At 33.2% G+C, this 18,737-nt stretch carries 19 protein-coding genes; 13 read left to right on the forward strand and 6 right to left on the reverse strand.

Going from position 1 to position 18,737, the window contains the following annotated elements; all coding sequences use genetic code 11:
- Positions 1 to 2: 2 nt before the first annotated feature.
- From A4F88_RS07760 to A4F88_RS07785, 6 genes are all read right to left on the reverse strand, one after another.
- The gene (locus A4F88_RS07760) at positions 3 to 1,601 is read right to left on the reverse strand and encodes a DUF6850 family outer membrane beta-barrel protein (protein ID WP_068841999.1); all 1,599 of its coding nucleotides are present in this window, start codon (positions 1,599 to 1,601) and stop codon (positions 3 to 5) included.
- 11 nt (positions 1,602 to 1,612) lie between these two features.
- A complete protein-coding gene (locus tag A4F88_RS07765) occupies positions 1,613 to 2,920 on the reverse strand; it encodes a DUF4876 domain-containing protein (protein ID WP_068842000.1) in 1,308 nt (435 codons plus the stop codon).
- A gap of 17 nt (positions 2,921 to 2,937) precedes the next feature.
- Positions 2,938 to 5,610, reverse strand: a complete 2,673-nt coding sequence (locus tag A4F88_RS07770; RefSeq protein WP_068842001.1) for a TonB-dependent receptor — start codon at positions 5,608 to 5,610, stop codon at positions 2,938 to 2,940.
- 375 nt (positions 5,611 to 5,985) lie between these two features.
- Complete coding sequence (locus A4F88_RS07775; RefSeq protein ID WP_068842002.1) at positions 5,986 to 6,981, reverse strand: NAD(P)H-dependent glycerol-3-phosphate dehydrogenase; 996 nt, start codon at positions 6,979 to 6,981, stop codon at positions 5,986 to 5,988.
- 349 nt (positions 6,982 to 7,330) lie between these two features.
- Positions 7,331 to 8,488 carry an iron-containing alcohol dehydrogenase gene (locus A4F88_RS07780; RefSeq protein WP_068842003.1) on the reverse strand — a complete coding sequence of 386 codons (1,158 nt, stop codon included), beginning with the start codon at positions 8,486 to 8,488 and terminating at the stop codon, positions 7,331 to 7,333.
- 160 nt (positions 8,489 to 8,648) lie between these two features.
- Positions 8,649 to 9,410, reverse strand: a complete 762-nt coding sequence (locus A4F88_RS07785; RefSeq protein ID WP_178368484.1) for a type 1 glutamine amidotransferase domain-containing protein — start codon at positions 9,408 to 9,410, stop codon at positions 8,649 to 8,651.
- Between the two features lie 85 nt (positions 9,411 to 9,495).
- Here A4F88_RS07785 and A4F88_RS07790 point away from each other — a divergent pair, with 85 nt between their 5' ends.
- From A4F88_RS07790 to A4F88_RS07850, 13 genes are all read left to right on the forward strand, one after another.
- Entirely contained in the window at positions 9,496 to 10,398 is a 903-nt protein-coding gene (locus A4F88_RS07790) for a LysR family transcriptional regulator (protein WP_068842004.1), read from the forward strand.
- Positions 10,399 to 10,436: 38 nt separating this feature from the next.
- Positions 10,437 to 10,805 (forward strand): PKD domain-containing protein, encoded by a 369-nt coding sequence (locus A4F88_RS07795; protein WP_068842005.1) that lies wholly within the window; start codon positions 10,437 to 10,439, stop codon positions 10,803 to 10,805.
- A gap of 104 nt (positions 10,806 to 10,909) precedes the next feature.
- Positions 10,910 to 11,602: an NUDIX hydrolase gene (locus A4F88_RS07800; RefSeq protein WP_068842006.1), complete on the forward strand. Its 693-nt coding sequence runs from the start codon at positions 10,910 to 10,912 to the stop codon at positions 11,600 to 11,602.
- Positions 11,603 to 11,676: 74 nt separating this feature from the next.
- Positions 11,677 to 12,510, forward strand: coding sequence for a ribose-phosphate diphosphokinase (prs, locus tag A4F88_RS07805; protein ID WP_068842007.1), 834 nt, complete (start codon positions 11,677 to 11,679; stop codon positions 12,508 to 12,510).
- 120 nt (positions 12,511 to 12,630) lie between these two features.
- Positions 12,631 to 12,963 (forward strand): hypothetical protein, encoded by a 333-nt coding sequence (locus A4F88_RS07810; protein WP_068842008.1) that lies wholly within the window; start codon positions 12,631 to 12,633, stop codon positions 12,961 to 12,963.
- A 2-nt stretch (positions 12,964 to 12,965) separates the two neighbouring features.
- A complete protein-coding gene (locus A4F88_RS07815) occupies positions 12,966 to 13,835 on the forward strand; it encodes a hypothetical protein (protein WP_068842009.1) in 870 nt (289 codons plus the stop codon).
- A gap of 164 nt (positions 13,836 to 13,999) precedes the next feature.
- A complete protein-coding gene (locus A4F88_RS07820; RefSeq protein ID WP_068842010.1) occupies positions 14,000 to 15,082 on the forward strand; it encodes an adenylosuccinate synthetase in 1,083 nt (360 codons plus the stop codon).
- Positions 15,083 to 15,090: 8 nt separating this feature from the next.
- A complete protein-coding gene (locus A4F88_RS07825; RefSeq protein ID WP_068842011.1) occupies positions 15,091 to 15,618 on the forward strand; it encodes a riboflavin biosynthesis intermediates N-glycosidase in 528 nt (175 codons plus the stop codon).
- 6 nt (positions 15,619 to 15,624) lie between these two features.
- Entirely contained in the window at positions 15,625 to 16,038 is a 414-nt protein-coding gene (locus tag A4F88_RS07830) for an ADP-ribosylation/crystallin J1 (RefSeq protein ID WP_068842330.1), read from the forward strand.
- Positions 16,035 to 16,553 (forward strand): O-acetyl-ADP-ribose deacetylase, encoded by a 519-nt coding sequence (locus tag A4F88_RS07835; RefSeq protein ID WP_068842012.1) that lies wholly within the window; start codon positions 16,035 to 16,037, stop codon positions 16,551 to 16,553. The genes A4F88_RS07830 and A4F88_RS07835 overlap by 4 nt, the downstream gene beginning before the upstream one ends.
- Before the next feature lie 115 nt (positions 16,554 to 16,668).
- Positions 16,669 to 17,316 carry a DUF4291 domain-containing protein gene (locus A4F88_RS07840; RefSeq protein WP_068842013.1) on the forward strand — a complete coding sequence of 216 codons (648 nt, stop codon included), beginning with the start codon at positions 16,669 to 16,671 and terminating at the stop codon, positions 17,314 to 17,316.
- On the forward strand, positions 17,309 to 17,863 hold the full coding sequence (locus tag A4F88_RS07845) for an RNA 2'-phosphotransferase (protein WP_068842014.1): 555 nt from the start codon (positions 17,309 to 17,311) through the stop codon (positions 17,861 to 17,863). The genes A4F88_RS07840 and A4F88_RS07845 overlap by 8 nt, the downstream gene beginning before the upstream one ends.
- 19 nt (positions 17,864 to 17,882) lie before the next feature.
- Positions 17,883 to 18,722, forward strand: a complete 840-nt coding sequence (locus A4F88_RS07850) for an ADP-ribosylglycohydrolase family protein (RefSeq protein WP_068842015.1) — start codon at positions 17,883 to 17,885, stop codon at positions 18,720 to 18,722.
- Positions 18,723 to 18,737: the final 15 nt, after the last annotated feature.

The raw sequence follows: 18,737 nt of genomic DNA on the forward strand, positions 1-18,737 counted from the left end.
TTTTAGTAATTTAATTGTACACCACATTGAATCCAGTAAGTAGTATTGGTATTAATAATGGCGTTGTAATCATTTTGTTTTTTCAGGGCAATTTTTTCTCTCAAATTGGTAAAAAATACCACTGTTTTATTATTCTTTACCGGATAACTATACTCAAGTCTTACTGCCGGAGCAAAATAGTTTGTGGTGCTTACAGCGTAATCATGTATGATGACTTCGTTAAAAAAGGAGCTGTTACTGCCACCTGACGTATCATAATAATCTAATTTAGACGGGAGTGCAAAATACATATTAAAGTTTACGGTTGCGTTTAGCTTACTTTTTTCAAAAGCAAAATCACGGCTTCCGAAAATTCCTGTATTAAGTGAATTGATATCGATATTAGTTGTAGCCAAAACATCACTATAACTGTTTTGTTGATATTTTACATCCAGACCCAATAAGTAATCAATTTTAGTATTTGTTTTCTTTGAAATAGAAGTTAACCAGCTAATTGTATTTAAAGAACTTTTGTAATTATGTCCTTTACTTTTTACATCATAGTTAATGCTGTTACTGTTATCATATTTAAAAGTCGATTTTAATTCTTTGTTGTTCCATTTATGTAGTGCAAATAATTCAGCATGATTTGTTTTGGTTTCGTATTTAAATCTTACATAGTCTTCTGTACCAAAAACACTGGTGTAAAAATCATCATTTGATTTCTGATTGTAATACAAAGCCGTGAATGTATTGTTTTTATTAGTAAAGCTGTATCCTAAGCCAATTTTTCCAATTATATCTTTATAAAGAAAACGAGTGCTATTATAATAGTTAGATTTGAAATAATTTACAATTCTGCCATATCCGGTATTAAACCTTAGATAAGTATCCGGATTAGCTTCTACATTTGCGTGATCATCTTTGTATAAATATGAAAAATCTTTGTCTGAACGTGTATAACCTGCTAAGGTAAAAACTTTATGATTTTCTTTTATCTGATATCCTAATTGTAGTTCTCCGCCTAATTTTCTTGAAATTATTTGAGGTCTGGGGTCAAGATTTCTGCTGAATTTTTCAGCATTGTAATTTATCTTAGTAGCAATTGATATTTTATTAGTAATGTTTTTAGAGAGTCCGCCACTTAGATAATATTTTTGATTCGTCCAATTTGCTTTTCTGGGAACAAAAAAATAGTGTGGTGCTATAATTTCCTGATCTTCTGCCCTGTCATCAGAAAGCACCCAGCCAATATCTTTCTCATTTGTTTTTTGGATCGATAAATCACCAAATAATTTCCACTTAGATTTTGTTGTATAATGTCCCTGCGCTAAAAATTGGTATGTGTTAATCTCATTTGCAACCTGTGTTCGGGCAAACTCATTTTTTTGATATTTGTATGAAACCTCACTAAAAGTAAAATCTTTAATGTATTTGTTCGTGAACACAATAGGGTAACTGTACAGTTGGTTTTTTGTCTGTAAGTCCGTAAGATGATTGGATATAACAATACTATCCTGTGCTTGTAAAAAAGGGGAGAAAAAAAAGAATAAAAGGAGTAATGCCCAGTTTTCCTGAGCATTACTTTTTATATTGAAATCTTTAAAAATGTTGATTTTCATTAATGAAAATTTTAGTTGAATCCTCTTGGATTTGCAGTTATTTCAACAAAATCATTGCTTGAGTTATTCGTGTCTTGTAAAATAATTCTTCCTGCAATTGTTGTTTTAGTTTTTCTAATTACTGACTTAGATGAAAATGCACCTGATGGTAAATAAGTAGTTCCACCGTCTATTTGAGTTGCTAGTTTTTTAGGAATGTAATTTGTACCTAAATCTTTTGTAGTATCAACACCATCTATAATTACAGAATTTGGAACCTGAAGGTATAAAGTAGTTTCTCCTTTTGGGTTTTTGTAACTTTTAAGGCTGGCAAAGTCTGCACTTGGCATTTTAAAAATAGCATATCCATATCGACCTGCAGTATCTAATATCATGTCTTTATTCTTGTTACCCCAATATGCAATATTTAAGTCTGGTACAGCTGGATTTTGAATATCATATAAGTAAGTGTCACCTAAATAGGTGCCCAGGAATGATTCGAAATCAGCAGTGCTTAGATCAAGTGTTAGGTCAGGGTTTAAAATGCTGACTGATTTTCCATTGTTATCCATATAATTAGATTTGTGGTTAATGGCATTTTGAGCAATTACAATACTTTTACCTGGTTGTACAGGATATTGTGTTCCGTTTCCGGGAATAATAAAAATGTTAGAAGCGTATACATAATCTGTATTTGCTGCATTTCCAATTGTCATTCCTGTAGATTTACTCCAGTCATACTGACCGTTAGCCAAAGTGTACGGATAAACTGTAGTAGCAAATGAACCATACAATTGAGCAATATATAATCCGTCTGCGTATTGCACGGTGTTTGAGTTATTGTAAATTTCAATAAACTGATCTCTTATAGAAGCTCCTTTTTGGGTATCAGAACCACCATAATGAATTTGTTTAAGTACAAAATCACCCACTTTAGAAGTTTTCATTACAACATTAATCGGTGTTGTTTTATTATTTACTGTTACACTGCTTGCAGAACCGTTAAAATTAATTTCGGTTTCAGTAGGTGTATAACCAAAAGTATCTGTAAATTCTGCTGATTGCATAACTTTAGTGGCAGAAACAGAATAAACTCCCGGTAAAATCTGGTTGAACTGGGCATTTCCACTATCATCTGATTTTACGGTATATTTATTTCCTGTTTCATTGTTTACAATAGTAACGGATGAGCTTTTTGTAATAAGACTATTAAATGTTTCGTCATATTTAACCGAAATAGAAAAATTTACAGGCTTTAAAGCTTCATTTTCATCATTATTGCTACAGGATTGAATTACTAATGCAAGTAATACTATAATAGAGAGAACAGTTTTTTTCATAATGTTATATATTTAGTTTAAAATTGATATTCAAGTCTGGTTCCAAATGAGAAACTGGCAATGGTTGATAATGTTTTTAAGCCAGAATCATCATAGTAATATGGTTTTAGATTTAAGAAGTTTGTTGCATAAAATGAAACATTGAATCCGTTTAAGAAATCTTTTGAAACACGTAAATGAAAATTGTGTAAGGCATTTTGTAGCTTATTTTCAGTTTCGGTGCTCTTTTTTATTAGATGCCCGTATTTTTGAACATTTGCCCTGTCTTCAACAGGAATTTCATGATATATCATTTCAGAGTCTAAGTAGCCATTTGGAAAATTGGCGGTAGGTGATTTTGTATTTCGCAGTAAAATATGTTCCGTTCTCATCGAAATCAACAATCCAACAGAAGGGATATGATAATTAAAATTAGAACTGATGGTGAAATTGTCAAACAAACTCGTTCTGGGATCATAAACTCCATATCTTTCTGGTGATAAAAGACTGGTAGAAACTTCATAACTTTTTACATTCGAAAAATCTTTAGTGTGCACATAGGAGGCATTCAGACTAATATCCAGATTTAAAGGATTAATTTTTCTGAAATTTATTGTGCCCTCAATACCTTTATCTTCTGACGAATTATCGTTTGTAATGGTATTGGTGAAATAATAAAAGTTTTCAGTTCCCACAATTTGATAAGTAGGAATTTCAGTTCCTACTATTGTAACCTGAGCTTTTGGGATAACTTTATATTCCGGATTTTTCTGAGTTGAAAAACCGTTATAAAGCTTGTTGTAATACCCTGAAAAATTCATCTGTGCAAAAGGCAGGCTAACATCAAAACCTACTTCAGATCGATATGATTTTGATGGTTTAAGATTTAAGTTGTCTCCTGGCGTTATAATAGTCTGAATCCAGGCTTTTTGATAAATTCCCGGATAAGTATAAATCCCGCTTCCAATTATTTTATCCAAATAACGTTCTCCGGTATAAAGCTGATTAAGAGAAGGAGCTTTTGATGATAATCCAAATCCACCACGAACTTTAAATATCTTGTTAAACGAAAGAGAAGAGTTTATACGAGGTTGAAAAGACATATTTCCTAATTGATTATCGAATCGTAAACCCAAATCAACATTAAGAATCTGATCGTTCTCAAATTTTTTAAAGATTCTGTCTTCTATAAAGGCAGATATTTGAGTTTCTGTTTTGGTATTGTTAAAAGCATAATCTCTGTAACCTAAAGTACTATCTCCATTTTTTGAAAGAGCGTAAAAATTTAATAAACCTGTAACAGCATTTTTTCTGCCTTCTCCTTTGTTGCTACTTGTTCTGTTTGAAACTCCAAAAACCAAACTATGAACCCACCTGTCTTGATTTGTGAGTACTTTTGTCGCCTCTAAACTTATAAAACTCGAAACAGGAATACCTTCTACAGTATTTACACTGTTATATTGATTTGGTAATATAATAGCTTCATGAATACCTTCTTCATAGGTGTCTGTAGCGGCTGCAGAAGTCGTATTTGTCCATCTGTCTCTTCTTGAAAATTGTCTGTCATAGCTAAAACTTCCATTTATATTTATACCATCCACCCATAGATTTTTTGGTTTCCACATAAAATTATCAGAAATAGAAAATCCCTTTTTTTCATTTCTGGCTACCGCTGCATTAATATCATCCGGATCTGTTTTGGCTTCGTCCAGGTTTAGTCTAAAAGAGGTGTTAATAATATTTTTTATAGTCGAAGATTCATTTTTATAAAGCCATGACATGTTTCCATTTATTCTTTCATAGTCTAATAAATTATCTCTTGGATCAGCCTTAGAATCCAGATAATTAATGGCTACATTCATGGAATTGTTCGGATTTAATTTGAAGCCTTTTGTTAAATTTAATTCTGATGTTGCATCTCTTATAGAAGCAGATACCCGATAAGGACTACTTCCTATTTTGGTTGTTATTAAAACTAATCCGGAAGTTAAATCACCATATTTTGCAGACGGGATTCCTTGAATAACTTTTATTTCTTCAATATTATCAGTTGAAATTTCTCTTAAGTCGACTCCCGCATTTGCGTTTGTAAAAGTTTTCGTTTTCGTTCCAAAAGTGTCAAATGTCAGGCCATTAGGATTAAAGGACTGCATGTTTTCATTATTGGATATCGGAATATCGTTCATCACAAAAGAAGTTCCAAATGCTTTTATACCATAAGTAGTTGAAGAAGGGGTTGCGGTTCGAAATGCAATATTTTTAAATCCGTTTAAGTCAAAAGTAGTTGTGATTTGTCCCGGAAGCTGCTGTAAAACATCATCAAGTGAAAAAGCCTGAACATTATTTATGGCATTTGTACCCAATGTCAATTCAGAATACTGCCTCTGTTTATTCGCAGTAACGACAACTTCTTTCAAACGAAGCGTGTTGTCTTCGAGGGTAACAAGAATATAATTCTGGTCATTTTTTAATACTATATTAGATTCCATTTTTCCTAAAAGAGAAAAATTTAACTCTATATCTTCGTAGTACGGAATGGTAATTCTAAAAGTTCCGTCTTTTTCAGAAATACTCCAGTTCTCAGATTTGGTGTCCCGAATAAAAACACCCATTAGAGATGCTGAGGTTTCTTTATCTACAACTTTACCGGTAATTATTCTTTGAGAGAAAACGGTGCTCGAAATGAGAAGAAAAAATAAAAGAGAACGCATTGTGTTTAATTAGAATCAATAAAAATAATAATGCGAATTTATCAATTATTCTTTGTGAAGCAACAAGAAATAAGCGAATTATAAAACTGTAAATAGCTCAATTTGTGAGAAAATCATATTCAATAAGTTTTTAAATAGAATGATTATGTTGTTGATATATAGTGTGATATCGTTTGAATGACTTTGTAAGAGTAATGTCTTAACTTTTTTTTGGTAAGATGTAGGTTTGATGTATTTTGAAATAAAATATTTCTTGTTAATTGACTCGTTTCTTTAGAGTTTTATTTTTATTTTTTGGGATTTATACAAAAAAAAGAGCCGGAAAATTATTTCCGGCTCTTACTATATTTCTTTATTCTATTCTTTTAAAAAAAACTAATCCAAAGATTCGGTCAGTTTTTTGAAGACAGATTTCGCATCTTTACCTTCATATAAAACAGCATATACTGCATCAATAATAGGAGTTTTTGCACCATAACCCTGATTTAATTTATAAGCACTTTTAGTTGCATAATAACCTTCTGCGACCATACTCATTTCCATCATGGCACTTTTTACTGTGTAACCTTTACCAATCATGTTCCCGAACATTCTGTTTCTTGAAAAAATAGAATATCCTGTCACTAATAAATCGCCTAAATAAGCCGAATCATTAATGTTACGTTTCATTTTGTGCACTTTTCTGATGAATTTCTTCATTTCGCGAATTCCGTTACTCATCATAACCGACTGAAAATTATCACCATATCCTAAACCATGTGCAATTCCTGCTGCGATAGCGTAAATGTTTTTAAGCATTGCAGCATATTCAGTACCAATAATGTCATCAGAAATCTTTGCTTTAATATAATTTCCTGAAAGTGATTTAGCTACCACAGAAGCTTTTTCAGGATCACCGCAGGCAATAGTTAAATAAGAAAGTCTTTCAAGTGCCACTTCTTCTGCGTGACAAGGACCGGTAATAACACCAATATTGTAATAAGGTATATCGTATTGAATATGGAAATGTTCACCAACAATTAAACTCGTTTCCGGAACAATCCCTTTAATTGCCGAAAAGATAATTTTATCTGCCAGAGAAACTGTCATGTTTTTTAACTCGGCATCTAAAAAAGCAGAAGGAATGGCGAAAATGATATAATCCGCGTATTCAATCGCTTCATTTATATTACTCGTTAATCTGAGTTTGTTGGTATCAAATTCAACAGAACTTAAATAATTTGGGTTGTGTTTGTATTTCTGAATATGTTCTATTGCAGACTCATTGCGCATATACCAGGCAATTTCGGAAAGATTAACGCATAACATTTTTGCAATTGCCGTGGCCCAGCTTCCTCCTCCAATTACTGCAAATTTTAACTTTTCGCTCATTATTTTATTAATTTGAAACAAAAGTACTTAATAATGTAGTAATAATACAAAATCTCATTTAAGAAATTTAAAACATAACTTTAAAGACAATGTTTTCAGCCATTTTCAAAAAAATGAAAAATATTTTATTCTCTACACAATAACCGTATAATTCTTACGTTGTAATTATTTATAAATTAGAATTTTAATGAGTTTAGCAAAAATTGAGTTAGTTAGTTTTGTTTTAGTATTGTAAAAAGGCGTTCACGAGCAAGTTGGAACGCCTTTTTTATTTGGTAGTGTGTTCAGTTTTTTAGTGTTCAGTAATAGCACTTTGAGAATACATCATGTACTGACCACTAATCACTTTTTAATAACTCATTTCAACAATAGATTTTACCTTGTCTAAAGTAATCAGTTGTTTTTCTCCCAGACCTTTCCAGCCTCTTTCGTCAAAACGATTTACGATAAAATCTGCTGTTTTGCTGTAATCATCAGTGTATTGAGAAAGTTTAGTGTCCATTCCCATTGTATGGAAAAATTCAACCGTTTTATCAATGGCACCTTTAGCCACTTCATCAACAGAACCGGTTAAATTGAAAATTCTTCTTCCGTATTGAGCCAGTTTCTCTTTTTTAGTTTCAAACATAACATTGTACAAACTTGGGCCAATGATAGCGAGAGTTCTCGCATGGTCAATTCCGTAAAGAGCAGTTAATTCATGCCCAATCATATGTGTTGCCCAGTCTTGCGGAACACCTTTTTGGATTAATCCGTTTAGTGCCATTGTACAGCTCCACATAAAATTAGAAGCCAAAGCATAATCGGTTGGGTTTTCAACCACTTTTGGACCAACTTCTATTAAAGTCTGTAAAATTCCTTCGGCAATTCGATCTTGTAAATAGCCTTCGTGCGGATATGTTAAATATTGCTCCATTACGTGAGTATAAGCATCAACAACACCATTTTGAATTTGTCTTTTTGGTAAAGAAGCAATTACCGTTGGGTCACAAATAGAAAATTTTGGAAACATGGCACTTCCGCCAAAAGCCAGTTTTTCCTGAGTAGATTCGATCGTAACAACAGAACCGGAATTCATCTCACTTCCCGTTGCAGGAAGCGTTAAAACAGTTCCAAAAGGCATTGCATTTTCTTTAATTAAAATGCGTTTTTGCAAAATGTCAATTGGATTTCCGTCAAAATTAACGGCTGCCGAAATAAATTTCACACCATCAATAACAGATCCACCGCCAACAGCCAGAATGAAGTCTATTTTTTCAGCTTTAATAACATCAACAGCTTTCATTAAAGTCTCAAATCTTGGATTGGGTTCAATGCCTCCAAATTCCACAATTTCAAAACCTTTTAAGTGAGCAATTACCTGATCGTAAACGCCATTTTTAAAGATACTTCCACCGCCGTAAGCCAATAATATTTTGGCATCTTTAGGAACTAAAGTCGAAAGTTTCTCAATTTGTCCTTTTCCGAAAATTAAATTTGTCGGATTGTATAATTCAAAGTTTAGCATGTTTTTTTAAGTTTCTAAGATACTAAGGTTCTGAGGGACTAAGTTTTTTAGCCTAGAATTTTAGCATCGAGTTAATTTAATTATTTTAAATTTTGACAAAAGTCTAAGTTGCTAAGAGAAAGCTTAGTCGCTTAGCAACTCAGACCCTTAGCACCTTTTTTTAATTCAATTTCTGTAATAACTTACTCGCTACCAATTTAGACGAGGCTGGATTTTGACCTGTAATTAAAAGTCCGTCTTCTACAGCATAAGGTTGCCAGTTAGCACCTTTTGAAAATTGAGCACCATTCTTAGTTAAGGCATCTTCTAATAAAAACGGAACTACTTTGGTTAAGCCAACCGCTTCTTCCTCTGCATTTGTAAATCCAGTTACTTTTTTACCTTTTACTAAAAAATCACCGTTTACTTTTACATTTTTTAAAACTGCAGGAGCGTGACAAACAAAAGCAACCGGTTTTTTATGTGTATAAAAAGATTCGATCAAAGCGATTGAGCTTTTGTCTTCCACTAAATCCCAAAGTGGTCCGTGACCTCCTGGATAAAATACAGCATCGTAATCCTTTTGATTGATAGTAGAAAGTTTATGAGTGTGTTTTAATTTTTCCTGTAATGTTTTATCAACATCAAAACGTTTAGTGTCTTCTGTTGCAGATGCCGGATCAGCACTTTTAGGATCAATTGGTGGCTGACCTCCAAGCGGAGAAGCAATTGTAATTTCAACTCCCTGATCTAATAATTCATAATAAGGTGCAGCAAATTCTTCTGACCAGAATCCTGTTTTTTCTCCTGTATTGCCCAGTTTATCGTTACTGGTCACAACAAATAATACTTTTTTCATACTTTTTTTATTTGTTTTTTGAGCTATAGCCGAAGTGCTAAAAGCTGTAAATGCTATAATTGCGAGTAATGCTGTTTTTTTCATAACTTTAAATTTTTAACAAATTTACAGCTTAAGTGATATCAGTAAAAATAAAATAAACTATGTTTGTTATAAATAATTTTATGTCATGGTAAATCTCGAATGGTACAGAACATTTAAAGCGGTTTATAAAAATGGAAATTTTTCGGTTGCCGCAAAAGAGTTATTTATGAGTCAGCCTGCCGTTAGTCAGCAGATCTCAATGCTTGAAGCTCATGTTGGAAATAAATTATTTAATCGAAAGTCAAAAGGCGTAGAACCAACAGATTACGCTAAGTTACTCAATAATTTAATTATTGATGCACTTGACAGGCTCGAAAATGTCGAAACTACATTTAGGGCGAAAGCCGAAGATGCAACCCGCTTAATTTCTGTTGGAATTTCAAAACATCTTTTCAGTAGCGTTGGCAGCAGTTTAATTTCAAAGTTTGATTTAATTGATTTTACATTTACAGATAATGATTCTCTTTTTGCCCTTGTAGATGCTAAAAAACTCGACTTTGCTATTGTAACAAAAAAGTTTGATACGTTTGATACTATTCAGGAATTGGTAGGCAGAATTAAACTGGTTATGGTTGCACCAATAAAAATGGATGTAACCGAATTTCGTCAAAAACTGAAATCGGATAATTTTACGGAAGCAGAATTATGGCTTAACGAACAAAAATGGTATTGTCATGATGCCCGAATTCCGCATATTAAATTATTCTGGCTGCATGCTTTCAATAAAAAAAGACCATCTATGGTTCCTAATTATATTATTCCATCAGAATATGAAATGCTGGAAATGCTCTCTAAAAACTCCGGAATTGCTATAACCTGGAATTGTAATGCCAGAAAATTTGTAAAAGAAAATAAATTACAATTGTTATGGAATAGTTTTCATGTACCTGAGGTGGAAGTATATTTATTAGCACGAAAAAATAACGGTTCTAAGACTTTATTTGATAAGATTGTTTCGGAGTTACAATTATCTTTAAGAAATGCTTAAGTTTTATCCTAAACAAATATTTAAATAGTCCTTATAGTATGAGAAATACAGCAAAGTTTTTAGTGCTTACAATAGTGTTTTTTATTAGTAATTCCTGTAATGAGCAACTAGAAATCATAACGGATTGTCTGGGACAATCAGCCAAGGCAGAAATCAAATATTCTCTGGATCCTGTTAATGCCAAGAAAATTAATTTTTCACTTAAATATAAATACGAGGGAACAGGAAACTTAATTTCTATAACATGGATATTTGGTGATGGAACAACAGAAACTACAACTGATATCAAAGTAACACATACTTACGAAACAGTAGAGAACTATGAAGTTAAGGCAGATATGAAATTCAGAATAAATAGTAGCACAGATTGCAATACAACTCCAAAGAAAGTTGTAACAGTAAACTAACTGAGATAATAATAATTAAAGAGTCAATTTTATAATTTATGCTCCTGCATTAGATTATAAAATTGACTCTCATTCGTTATATTTGTTTGATATGATTTAGGACTATGGAAAATTTACAAAATATTAGAATTGCGGTTGATGCGATTGTTTTTGGTTATAAAAACAATGATTTGTATGTGTTATTGATTGAACAGCAATTTGGTACTTCAGAAAAATACTGGGCTTTACCAGGTGGTTTAGTTAAAAATGATGAATCATTAAATGATGCGGTAATACGTGAATTACATGAAGAAACAAACGTACAGCTCACTTTTATGGAACAGTTGTACACTTTTGGGGATGATATTCACCGGGATTCCAGAAACCGTGTAATTTCGGTTGCCTATTATGCTTTGGTTGATGCTTCAAATTTGGAGATTAAAGCAGACACAGATGCTGAAAGAGTACAATGGTTTAAAATAGATGAAATTCCGGCTTTGGCCTTTGATCATAATTTGATATTACAAAAAGCGATTGAGAGATTAAAAGCAAAACTGACTTACGAGCCAATTGGTTTTGATTTGCTTCCGGAAGAATTCTTGTTTTCGGATCTTGAAAATTTGTATTGCACCATTTTAGAAAAAGAAATTGACCGAAGAAACTTCAGGAAAAAAATACTCAGTTATGGTATTTTAGAAGAAACTGAAAAATTTTCACCAATAAAAACGGGTCGTCCGGCAAAGCTTTTTAAGTTCAATAAGTTGAAATATAGTGAATTAACTAAAGAAGGTTTTCACTTTGAAATAAAGTTTGCGTAATTTTTACACAAAATAAATTGTTTATTAAAAATTTAATTCTACATTTGCGTATAATTAACGCAAAATAAAAAACTATGATACTAAATCTCGACCCAAAATTCGCTCCTTTCCAAAATCAGGAAGAAATCAAATTTCAAAGTTTTACATTTTCTGGTGGAGAACCCCACATTAAAATCAGTCCGGATTTTGATGCAAACAGAAAAATAACCATTACACACAGGCTAAATTCTTTCAATGATTTAGGATTGTTATGTGTCACAGTGGATGCGTTACGCAGAATGGACGTTAAAATCATCGATCTTTTTATTCCGTACTTCCCGGCTGCAAGACAAGATCGTGTTATGATTCCGGGCGAACCTTTATCTGTAAAAGTGTACGCAGACATTATCAATGCCATGCAATTGAATAAAGTGTTTGTTTTTGATGCACACTCTGAAGTAACTCCGGCTTTATTGAACAACAGTACAGTAATTCCAAACTATACTTTTATCCAAGAAGTCTTGAATAGAATTGGTCAGAATGTAAAATTGATTTCTCCGGACGGAGGCGCTTTAAAGAAAATCTATAAAGTTTCTGAATTTTTAGGAGGTGTTGAAGTAGTAGAATGCAGTAAAAGCCGAGATGTAAAAACAGGAAAATTATCTGGATTTAAAGTTTATGAAGAGGATTTAAACGGAATGGACTGTTTAATTGTAGATGATATTTGCGACGGCGGCGGAACTTTCGTTGGTTTAGCCGAAGAATTGAAAAAGAAAAATGCAGGAAAACTGTACCTAGCCGTAAGCCACGGAATTTTCAATAAAGGTTTCGAAGTTTTAAATTGTTTTGATGGCATTTTTACAACGAACTCTTTTAAAGACTTTGAAGGCGAAAGTGTTCAGGTGATCGGATTGGATCAATTAGTTTAAACATGAAACCTGAAACAAAAAATTACTATTAACCGTTTCAAGTTTAAAACCCAAATTTTAAGTTCAGTGCACAGCTTGAAACTTGAAACAAGAAAAACCTGAAACAAAAACCACAAAACAATGAGCGATTTAAAACCAAGATTTATTGAGTCTTTAAGAAGAAACAATGATCAGATTAGAGAAGACAGAGCCAAAACAATTGGCGAGGATTCAGAATTAATATACAGACGAAGAGTCGAAGACATCGAATTAAAAATAAAAAGACTCGAAAGAGAACAAGAAGGATTGATTGATATTAGTCCGCTGGATAAAAACAGTTTAACCTTTGCCGATTTTCAGCCAGAAGCTTTTGTACAAAAAGATATGGAACTTGCGCTGACCATCAGAAATTTGAATATCCAGTTTGAAGTAACAAAAAAGAGATTTGAGTATTTATTTGGTAAAACATTTTAGTCATGGGAGGTACAAGATATGATTTCGGTGCTCGTGAAGACAGAGCAAAAAAAGTAGGATATGCCAGCAAATCAGCTAGCGAGATATTTACACAGAATGCACTAAGAATGGCGCATGAATCTATGAATCCGAACGGAGTGATTTTTAGAGAAGCGAGAGATTCAGAAGTTCATCCCAATACAGTTCCAATTATTTTAGGACTGGACGTTACAGGAAGTATGGGACATATTCCGCACGAATTGATAAAAGAAGGACTTCCAAAATTAATGGGAGGAATTATTCAGGGAGGCGTTCCGGATCCGGCACTTTTATTCTTGGGAATCGGAGATCACGAATGTGACAGATATCCGCTTCAGGTTGGACAATTTGAATCTGGAGACGAAGAGCTGGATATGTGGTTAACGAGAACTTACATTGAAGGCGGAGGAGGAGGAAACGCTGGCGAAAGTTATCTTTTAGCATGGTATTTCGCAGCATTTCATACTAAAACTGATGCTTTCGAAAAAAGAGGACAAAAAGGATTGTTGTTTACAGTAGGCGATGAGCCAGGTTTAAAAACACTTCCGGCATCAGCAATTAAAGAAATTATGGGTCAGGGACAACAGACTTATACGCATCTTGAATTGTTGGCAGAAGCTCAAAAAAAATACGATGTATACCACATCAGTGTATTGCATTCAGGACAAGCGATTAATGCCGATGTGGAATGGAAAGAATTGCTAGGACAAAATTGCTTATCTATCGAAGATCACAGAGAAATTCCAAATGTGATCAAGAAAATAATCTGCGATAAACATAAAAGTTCTGGTTTAGGAACTATACCAGTTTCAGGTACAAGTGATAGTAGTTTAGACAATATAGAAATGCTTTAAATTTTTTAAACACATAGAAACATAGGCTTTTGTTTGTGAGTAAAAGAAAACAAAAAGAAACTAGTTTCTAACACATAGCAACTATGTGTATTGATGCAAGTGAAACGCCTTTTTCAAGTTTCTAAAAATCTATGTTTCTATGTGTTTAAAATAAATAAAACGAAATGAAAACAGCGAAAATAGTTATAGGTTTAGGATTTGGCGATGAAGGAAAAGGAATAACAACAGATTTTCTGGCAAAACAAAATCCTGAATCTATAGTTATTCGGTTTTCGGGAGGACAACAGGCGGCACATACGGTTATGATTGGCGATCAAAAACACGTTCATTCCAGTTTTGCCAGCGGTGCCCTTCGCGGACTTCCATCTTATTACAGCGAACACTGTACGATTCATCCGCTCTTTTTGTACAATGAAAGAGAAGAATTAAAAGAAAAAAACGCTAATCTGGATTTATACATTCATCCGTTAGCAAAAGTGACCACTCCATTTGATGTTTGGCACAATCGAGGAAATACCAGAAATATTGATCACGGAACCTGTGGAAAAGGCATTGGTTCAACCATGAAAAGAAACGAAGGTCCGTATAAATTGTTCGCCATCGATTTGATTGCGCCTCGCGAAATGCTTTTGGAAAAGCTAAATCAGATCGCTTATTATTATGGTTTTTTAAATGAAAGTGAAATCGATGAAGAAGTTCAGGCTTATCTTGATGCAATTGATAACCTAAAATGGAATATTGTCGATTATACTTTTCTTTCAAAATACGATAATCTGATTTTTGAAGGGAGTCAGGGCATTCTTTTGGATATGGATCACGGCGTTTTCCCGAATGTGACTTATGCCAATACAACCTCAAAAAATGCAGTTGAAATCTGTAATAGACTGAAGATTGAAGAGGTAGAAATATATTACGTAACCAGAAGTTACACCACAAGGCACGGCCACGGCTGGATGCCGAATGAGAGAGAAATACAATTAAAAAACAACGAAGAAGAAACCTGTGTTTTCAACGAATACCAAAAACAGCTCAGATTTGCGGATCTGAACTACGATTTGTTGAACTACGCTTTAAAACTAGATACGGCTTACAGTCCAATGGCAAAAAGAAATTTGGTAGTAACATGCATGGATCAGCTTGAAAAGGATTATGAGTTTGAAAACCTGACAACGGATTTCAGCACAATTTACGGATCATTTTCGCCAGATTCTAAAGATTTTAAAGAGATAACTTCTTTGTTTCAATAACAGAAAAAATGAAATACAATATAGATACTATAGTTCCGGAAAGTAAGTTTTTATTTTTCTGGGGACATCAGCCAAGTAATGACGGAACGATTACTAAAACCTGTTTCAGCCAGTGGTGGCTAAGTACATTCAAAGTAAATGATATAACTTATAAAACTGCTGAACACTGGATGATGGCAAAGAAAGCCGAATTGTTTAACGATCAGGAAATTTTAGAAAAAATCATAAAATGCAATTCACCTGCCGAAGCTAAAAAACTAGGCCGTAAAGTGAGAAATTACGATGATAAAATCTGGTTAGAAAACCGATTTGAAATTGTAAAAGAAGGAAACTATCATAAGTTCAGTCAAAATCATGATTTGAAAACGTTTCTGTTAAACACTAACGAAAGAGTTATTGTCGAAGCAAGTCCAGTTGATCCAATCTGGGGAATTGGAATGGCAGGCGATCATAAAGATGCTTTAAATCCTGAAAAATGGAAAGGTTTGAATCTTTTAGGTTTTGCTTTGATGGAAGTTAGAGATGAATTGAGATAAATGATTATGGAAACAACAAGATTATATCGCCCTGTTGGATTAAAAGAAATGGAACTGATAGCAGATTTAGGTTACAAGTCCTTTCCTCCGAGATTAGAATGGCAGCCTATTTTTTATCCGGTAATGAATCAGCAATATGCAGAACAAATTGCTTTTGAATGGAATACCGTTGATGAATTTTCCAGTTTTATTGGGATTGTTACTGCTTTTGAAGTTAAAACTTCTTTTTTAGAAAAGTATGAAATCCAAAATGTTGGCGATAGAAATCACAATGAACTGTGGATTCCGTCTGAAGATTTAAATGATTTTAATTCTAATATTATTGGTGAAATTGAAGTAATAAAAGTGCATTTCACAGATCGTTCAGAAGTAAGTTCAAATGTTGGATTAATGGACAAATTAAATGAATTTAAAAAATGATTTTAGAACTTCTAAAAGCAGATATAACTGAACTTAATGTTGATGCTATTGTAAATGCTGCAAATACTTCTTTACTGGGAGGCGGCGGAGTTGATGGCGCGATTCACAGGAAGGGAGGAGAAGCTATTTTAGAGGAATGTGTCCAAATTCGAAATAAACAAGGCGGATGCAAAACTGGTGAAGCAGTTATAACAACTGCGGGAAATTTGCCGTCAAAATATGTTATTCATACTGTAGGTCCGGTTTGGAATGGCGATAAAGAAGAAAAATCAAAATTATTAGCCGATTGCTATAAAAATAGTTTGAACCTAGCTATTCAAAATGGAATAAAATCTATTGCTTTTCCGAATATAAGTACCGGAATTTATCATTTTCCAAAAGATAAAGCAGCAGAAATTGCAGTAAACACAATAAAAGATTTCGATAAATCAGAAGAAATAGAAAAGGTAATATTCGTATGTTTCGATGATGAAAATTACAAGATTTACCAAAACATTCTACAAGATGTTCCATAAGAACATTTCATCGGTAGAATAAAATGTTGCCAGATCGTAATTGCGTTCCATAGGAACGTTTGATCAAAACATTAATTAGAAAACAAACACAATCACACTATTGTGTATTTATAAAATGAAAATAGAATTAAAAAAATATAGCGAGCAAATACAAGAATGGCCGAAATCAGGTTATCACATAATGGCTCAATACGATGATAAGGAAATAATAGTTTATCAGTCGTATCGAAAAGAAATCGGTGAATTTGCCGTAAAAAATCAGTTTTTTGGAGGGGCATTTAGTCTGGAAAGAATGACATGGATCAAGCCTAATTTTCTTTGGATGATGTACAGAAACGGCTGGGGAACAAAAGAAGGGCAAGAAGTTGTTTTGGCAATTCATCTAAAAAGAGAAGCATTTGAAAAATATTTGCAAAATGCCGTTTATTCCACTCACGATTCGTCACTTGGAAAAAGCTATGAGGAGTGGCAGACCGAAGTAAAAACATCTTCAGTGAGATTACAGTGGGATCCGGATCACGATCCTTATGGAGCAAAATTAGAAAGAAGAGCCATTCAGATTGGTTTACGAGATGAATTTACAAGATCGTTTGCTAAAGAAGATATTTTGCTGATCGAAGATATTTCGGCTTTTGTACAAGAACAATATGAGTTTGTGCAGAAAAAACAATTGGAAAATCTATTGATTCCTGCCGAAAAACCTTTGATTTTTCAGGATGAAGAATTGAATAAAAAATTAAAAATTTCTGGAAATCATGAATGAGAAAACAGCAAAAACAGTAAGTAAGTTTCTAAGCTTAGTGCTCAGACATTCGCCAGAAAAAATCGGATTAAAACTAGACGAAAATGGCTGGGCAGATGTAGAAGAATTAATCGTAAAATGTAATAAAAAAGGAAGTCAAAATCAGATGACAGCAGAACTTTTGGATTACGTTGTAGAAAATAACGATAAAAAGCGTTTTGCTTATAATGAAGATAAAACCAAAATCCGTGCAAGCCAGGGACATTCTATTTCGGTTGAATTAGATTTAGCAGAGACAGAACCTTCAGAATATTTGTATCACGGAACCGTTGGGAAGTTTATGGAAAGCATTCAGAAAGAAGGTTTGAAAAAAATGAGCCGTCAGCATGTTCATCTTTCCAAAGATAAAGAAACGGCAGTAAAAGTAGGAAGCAGAAGAGGCGTCCCACAAATTTTAACTGTGAGAAGCGGTGCCATGTTTAGAGACGGATTCAAATTTTATTTGTCCGAAAACAATGTCTGGTTGACCGATGAGGTTCCCGCAAAGTACATCGAGTTTAAATCTTAAAACAATCAAATAAAAAGTTATGATTTTAGAAGCGGCAATAGGTGATGCATACGGTGCAGGTTTTGAGTTTAGGGATTTGGATTTTATTTCTCAAAATAATGATCTGACCAAGTATCACAAACACGGAATGTACACTGAGATTTATAAAAGATATACAGATGATACTCAAATGGCAATTGCAATTTCAGAATTACTGCTGGAAGAGGATAACTGGAATGAAATAAAAGTGGCAGATAAGTTTGTTGAGGTTTTTCAAAGGGATAAAAGACGTGGTTATTCAGACAGGGTTTACAATGCTTTAGATGCCAGTAAAAACGGTTCTGATTTTATCAAAATAATTGATAATGGAAGTAGCGGAAATGGTTCAGCTATGAGAGCATATTCAATAGGCTATTTAAAAGATATTAAACAAATACTAGAGTTCTGTGAGATTCAGGCAAAAACCTCACATCTTACTGTTGAAGGAATAAGCTGTGCGAAACGTATTGCATTGGCAGTTCATTATTTTAAATATAATTTAGGTGACGGATCAACTCTGATAACGTTTTTAAACGAAACTTTAAAAGAGAATGAAAACTATAGAATCACTTCTCCAATCGATATGCATGGTTATCCAACGACACAAGCTGTAATTAAAATGGTTTCAGAAGCCACTTCTATGAAAGATTGTTTAAAAACTGGGATAGGTTATGGCGGCGATACCGATACCGTTGCAGCTTTGTGTATGGCAATCTTAAGTCATAAACAAAACTGTGAAAAAACACTGCCTTTATTTTTATATGATGAACTGGAGAATGATAAATTCGGAAAAGATTTTTTAATAAAACTAGATGCCGCTCTTGATAATAAGTTCAATTAATTAAAAAGTATAATT

It is taken from the genome of Flavobacterium chilense (genome assembly GCF_001602525.1).
Taxonomy (GTDB): Bacteria; Bacteroidota; Bacteroidia; order Flavobacteriales; family Flavobacteriaceae; genus Flavobacterium; species Flavobacterium chilense.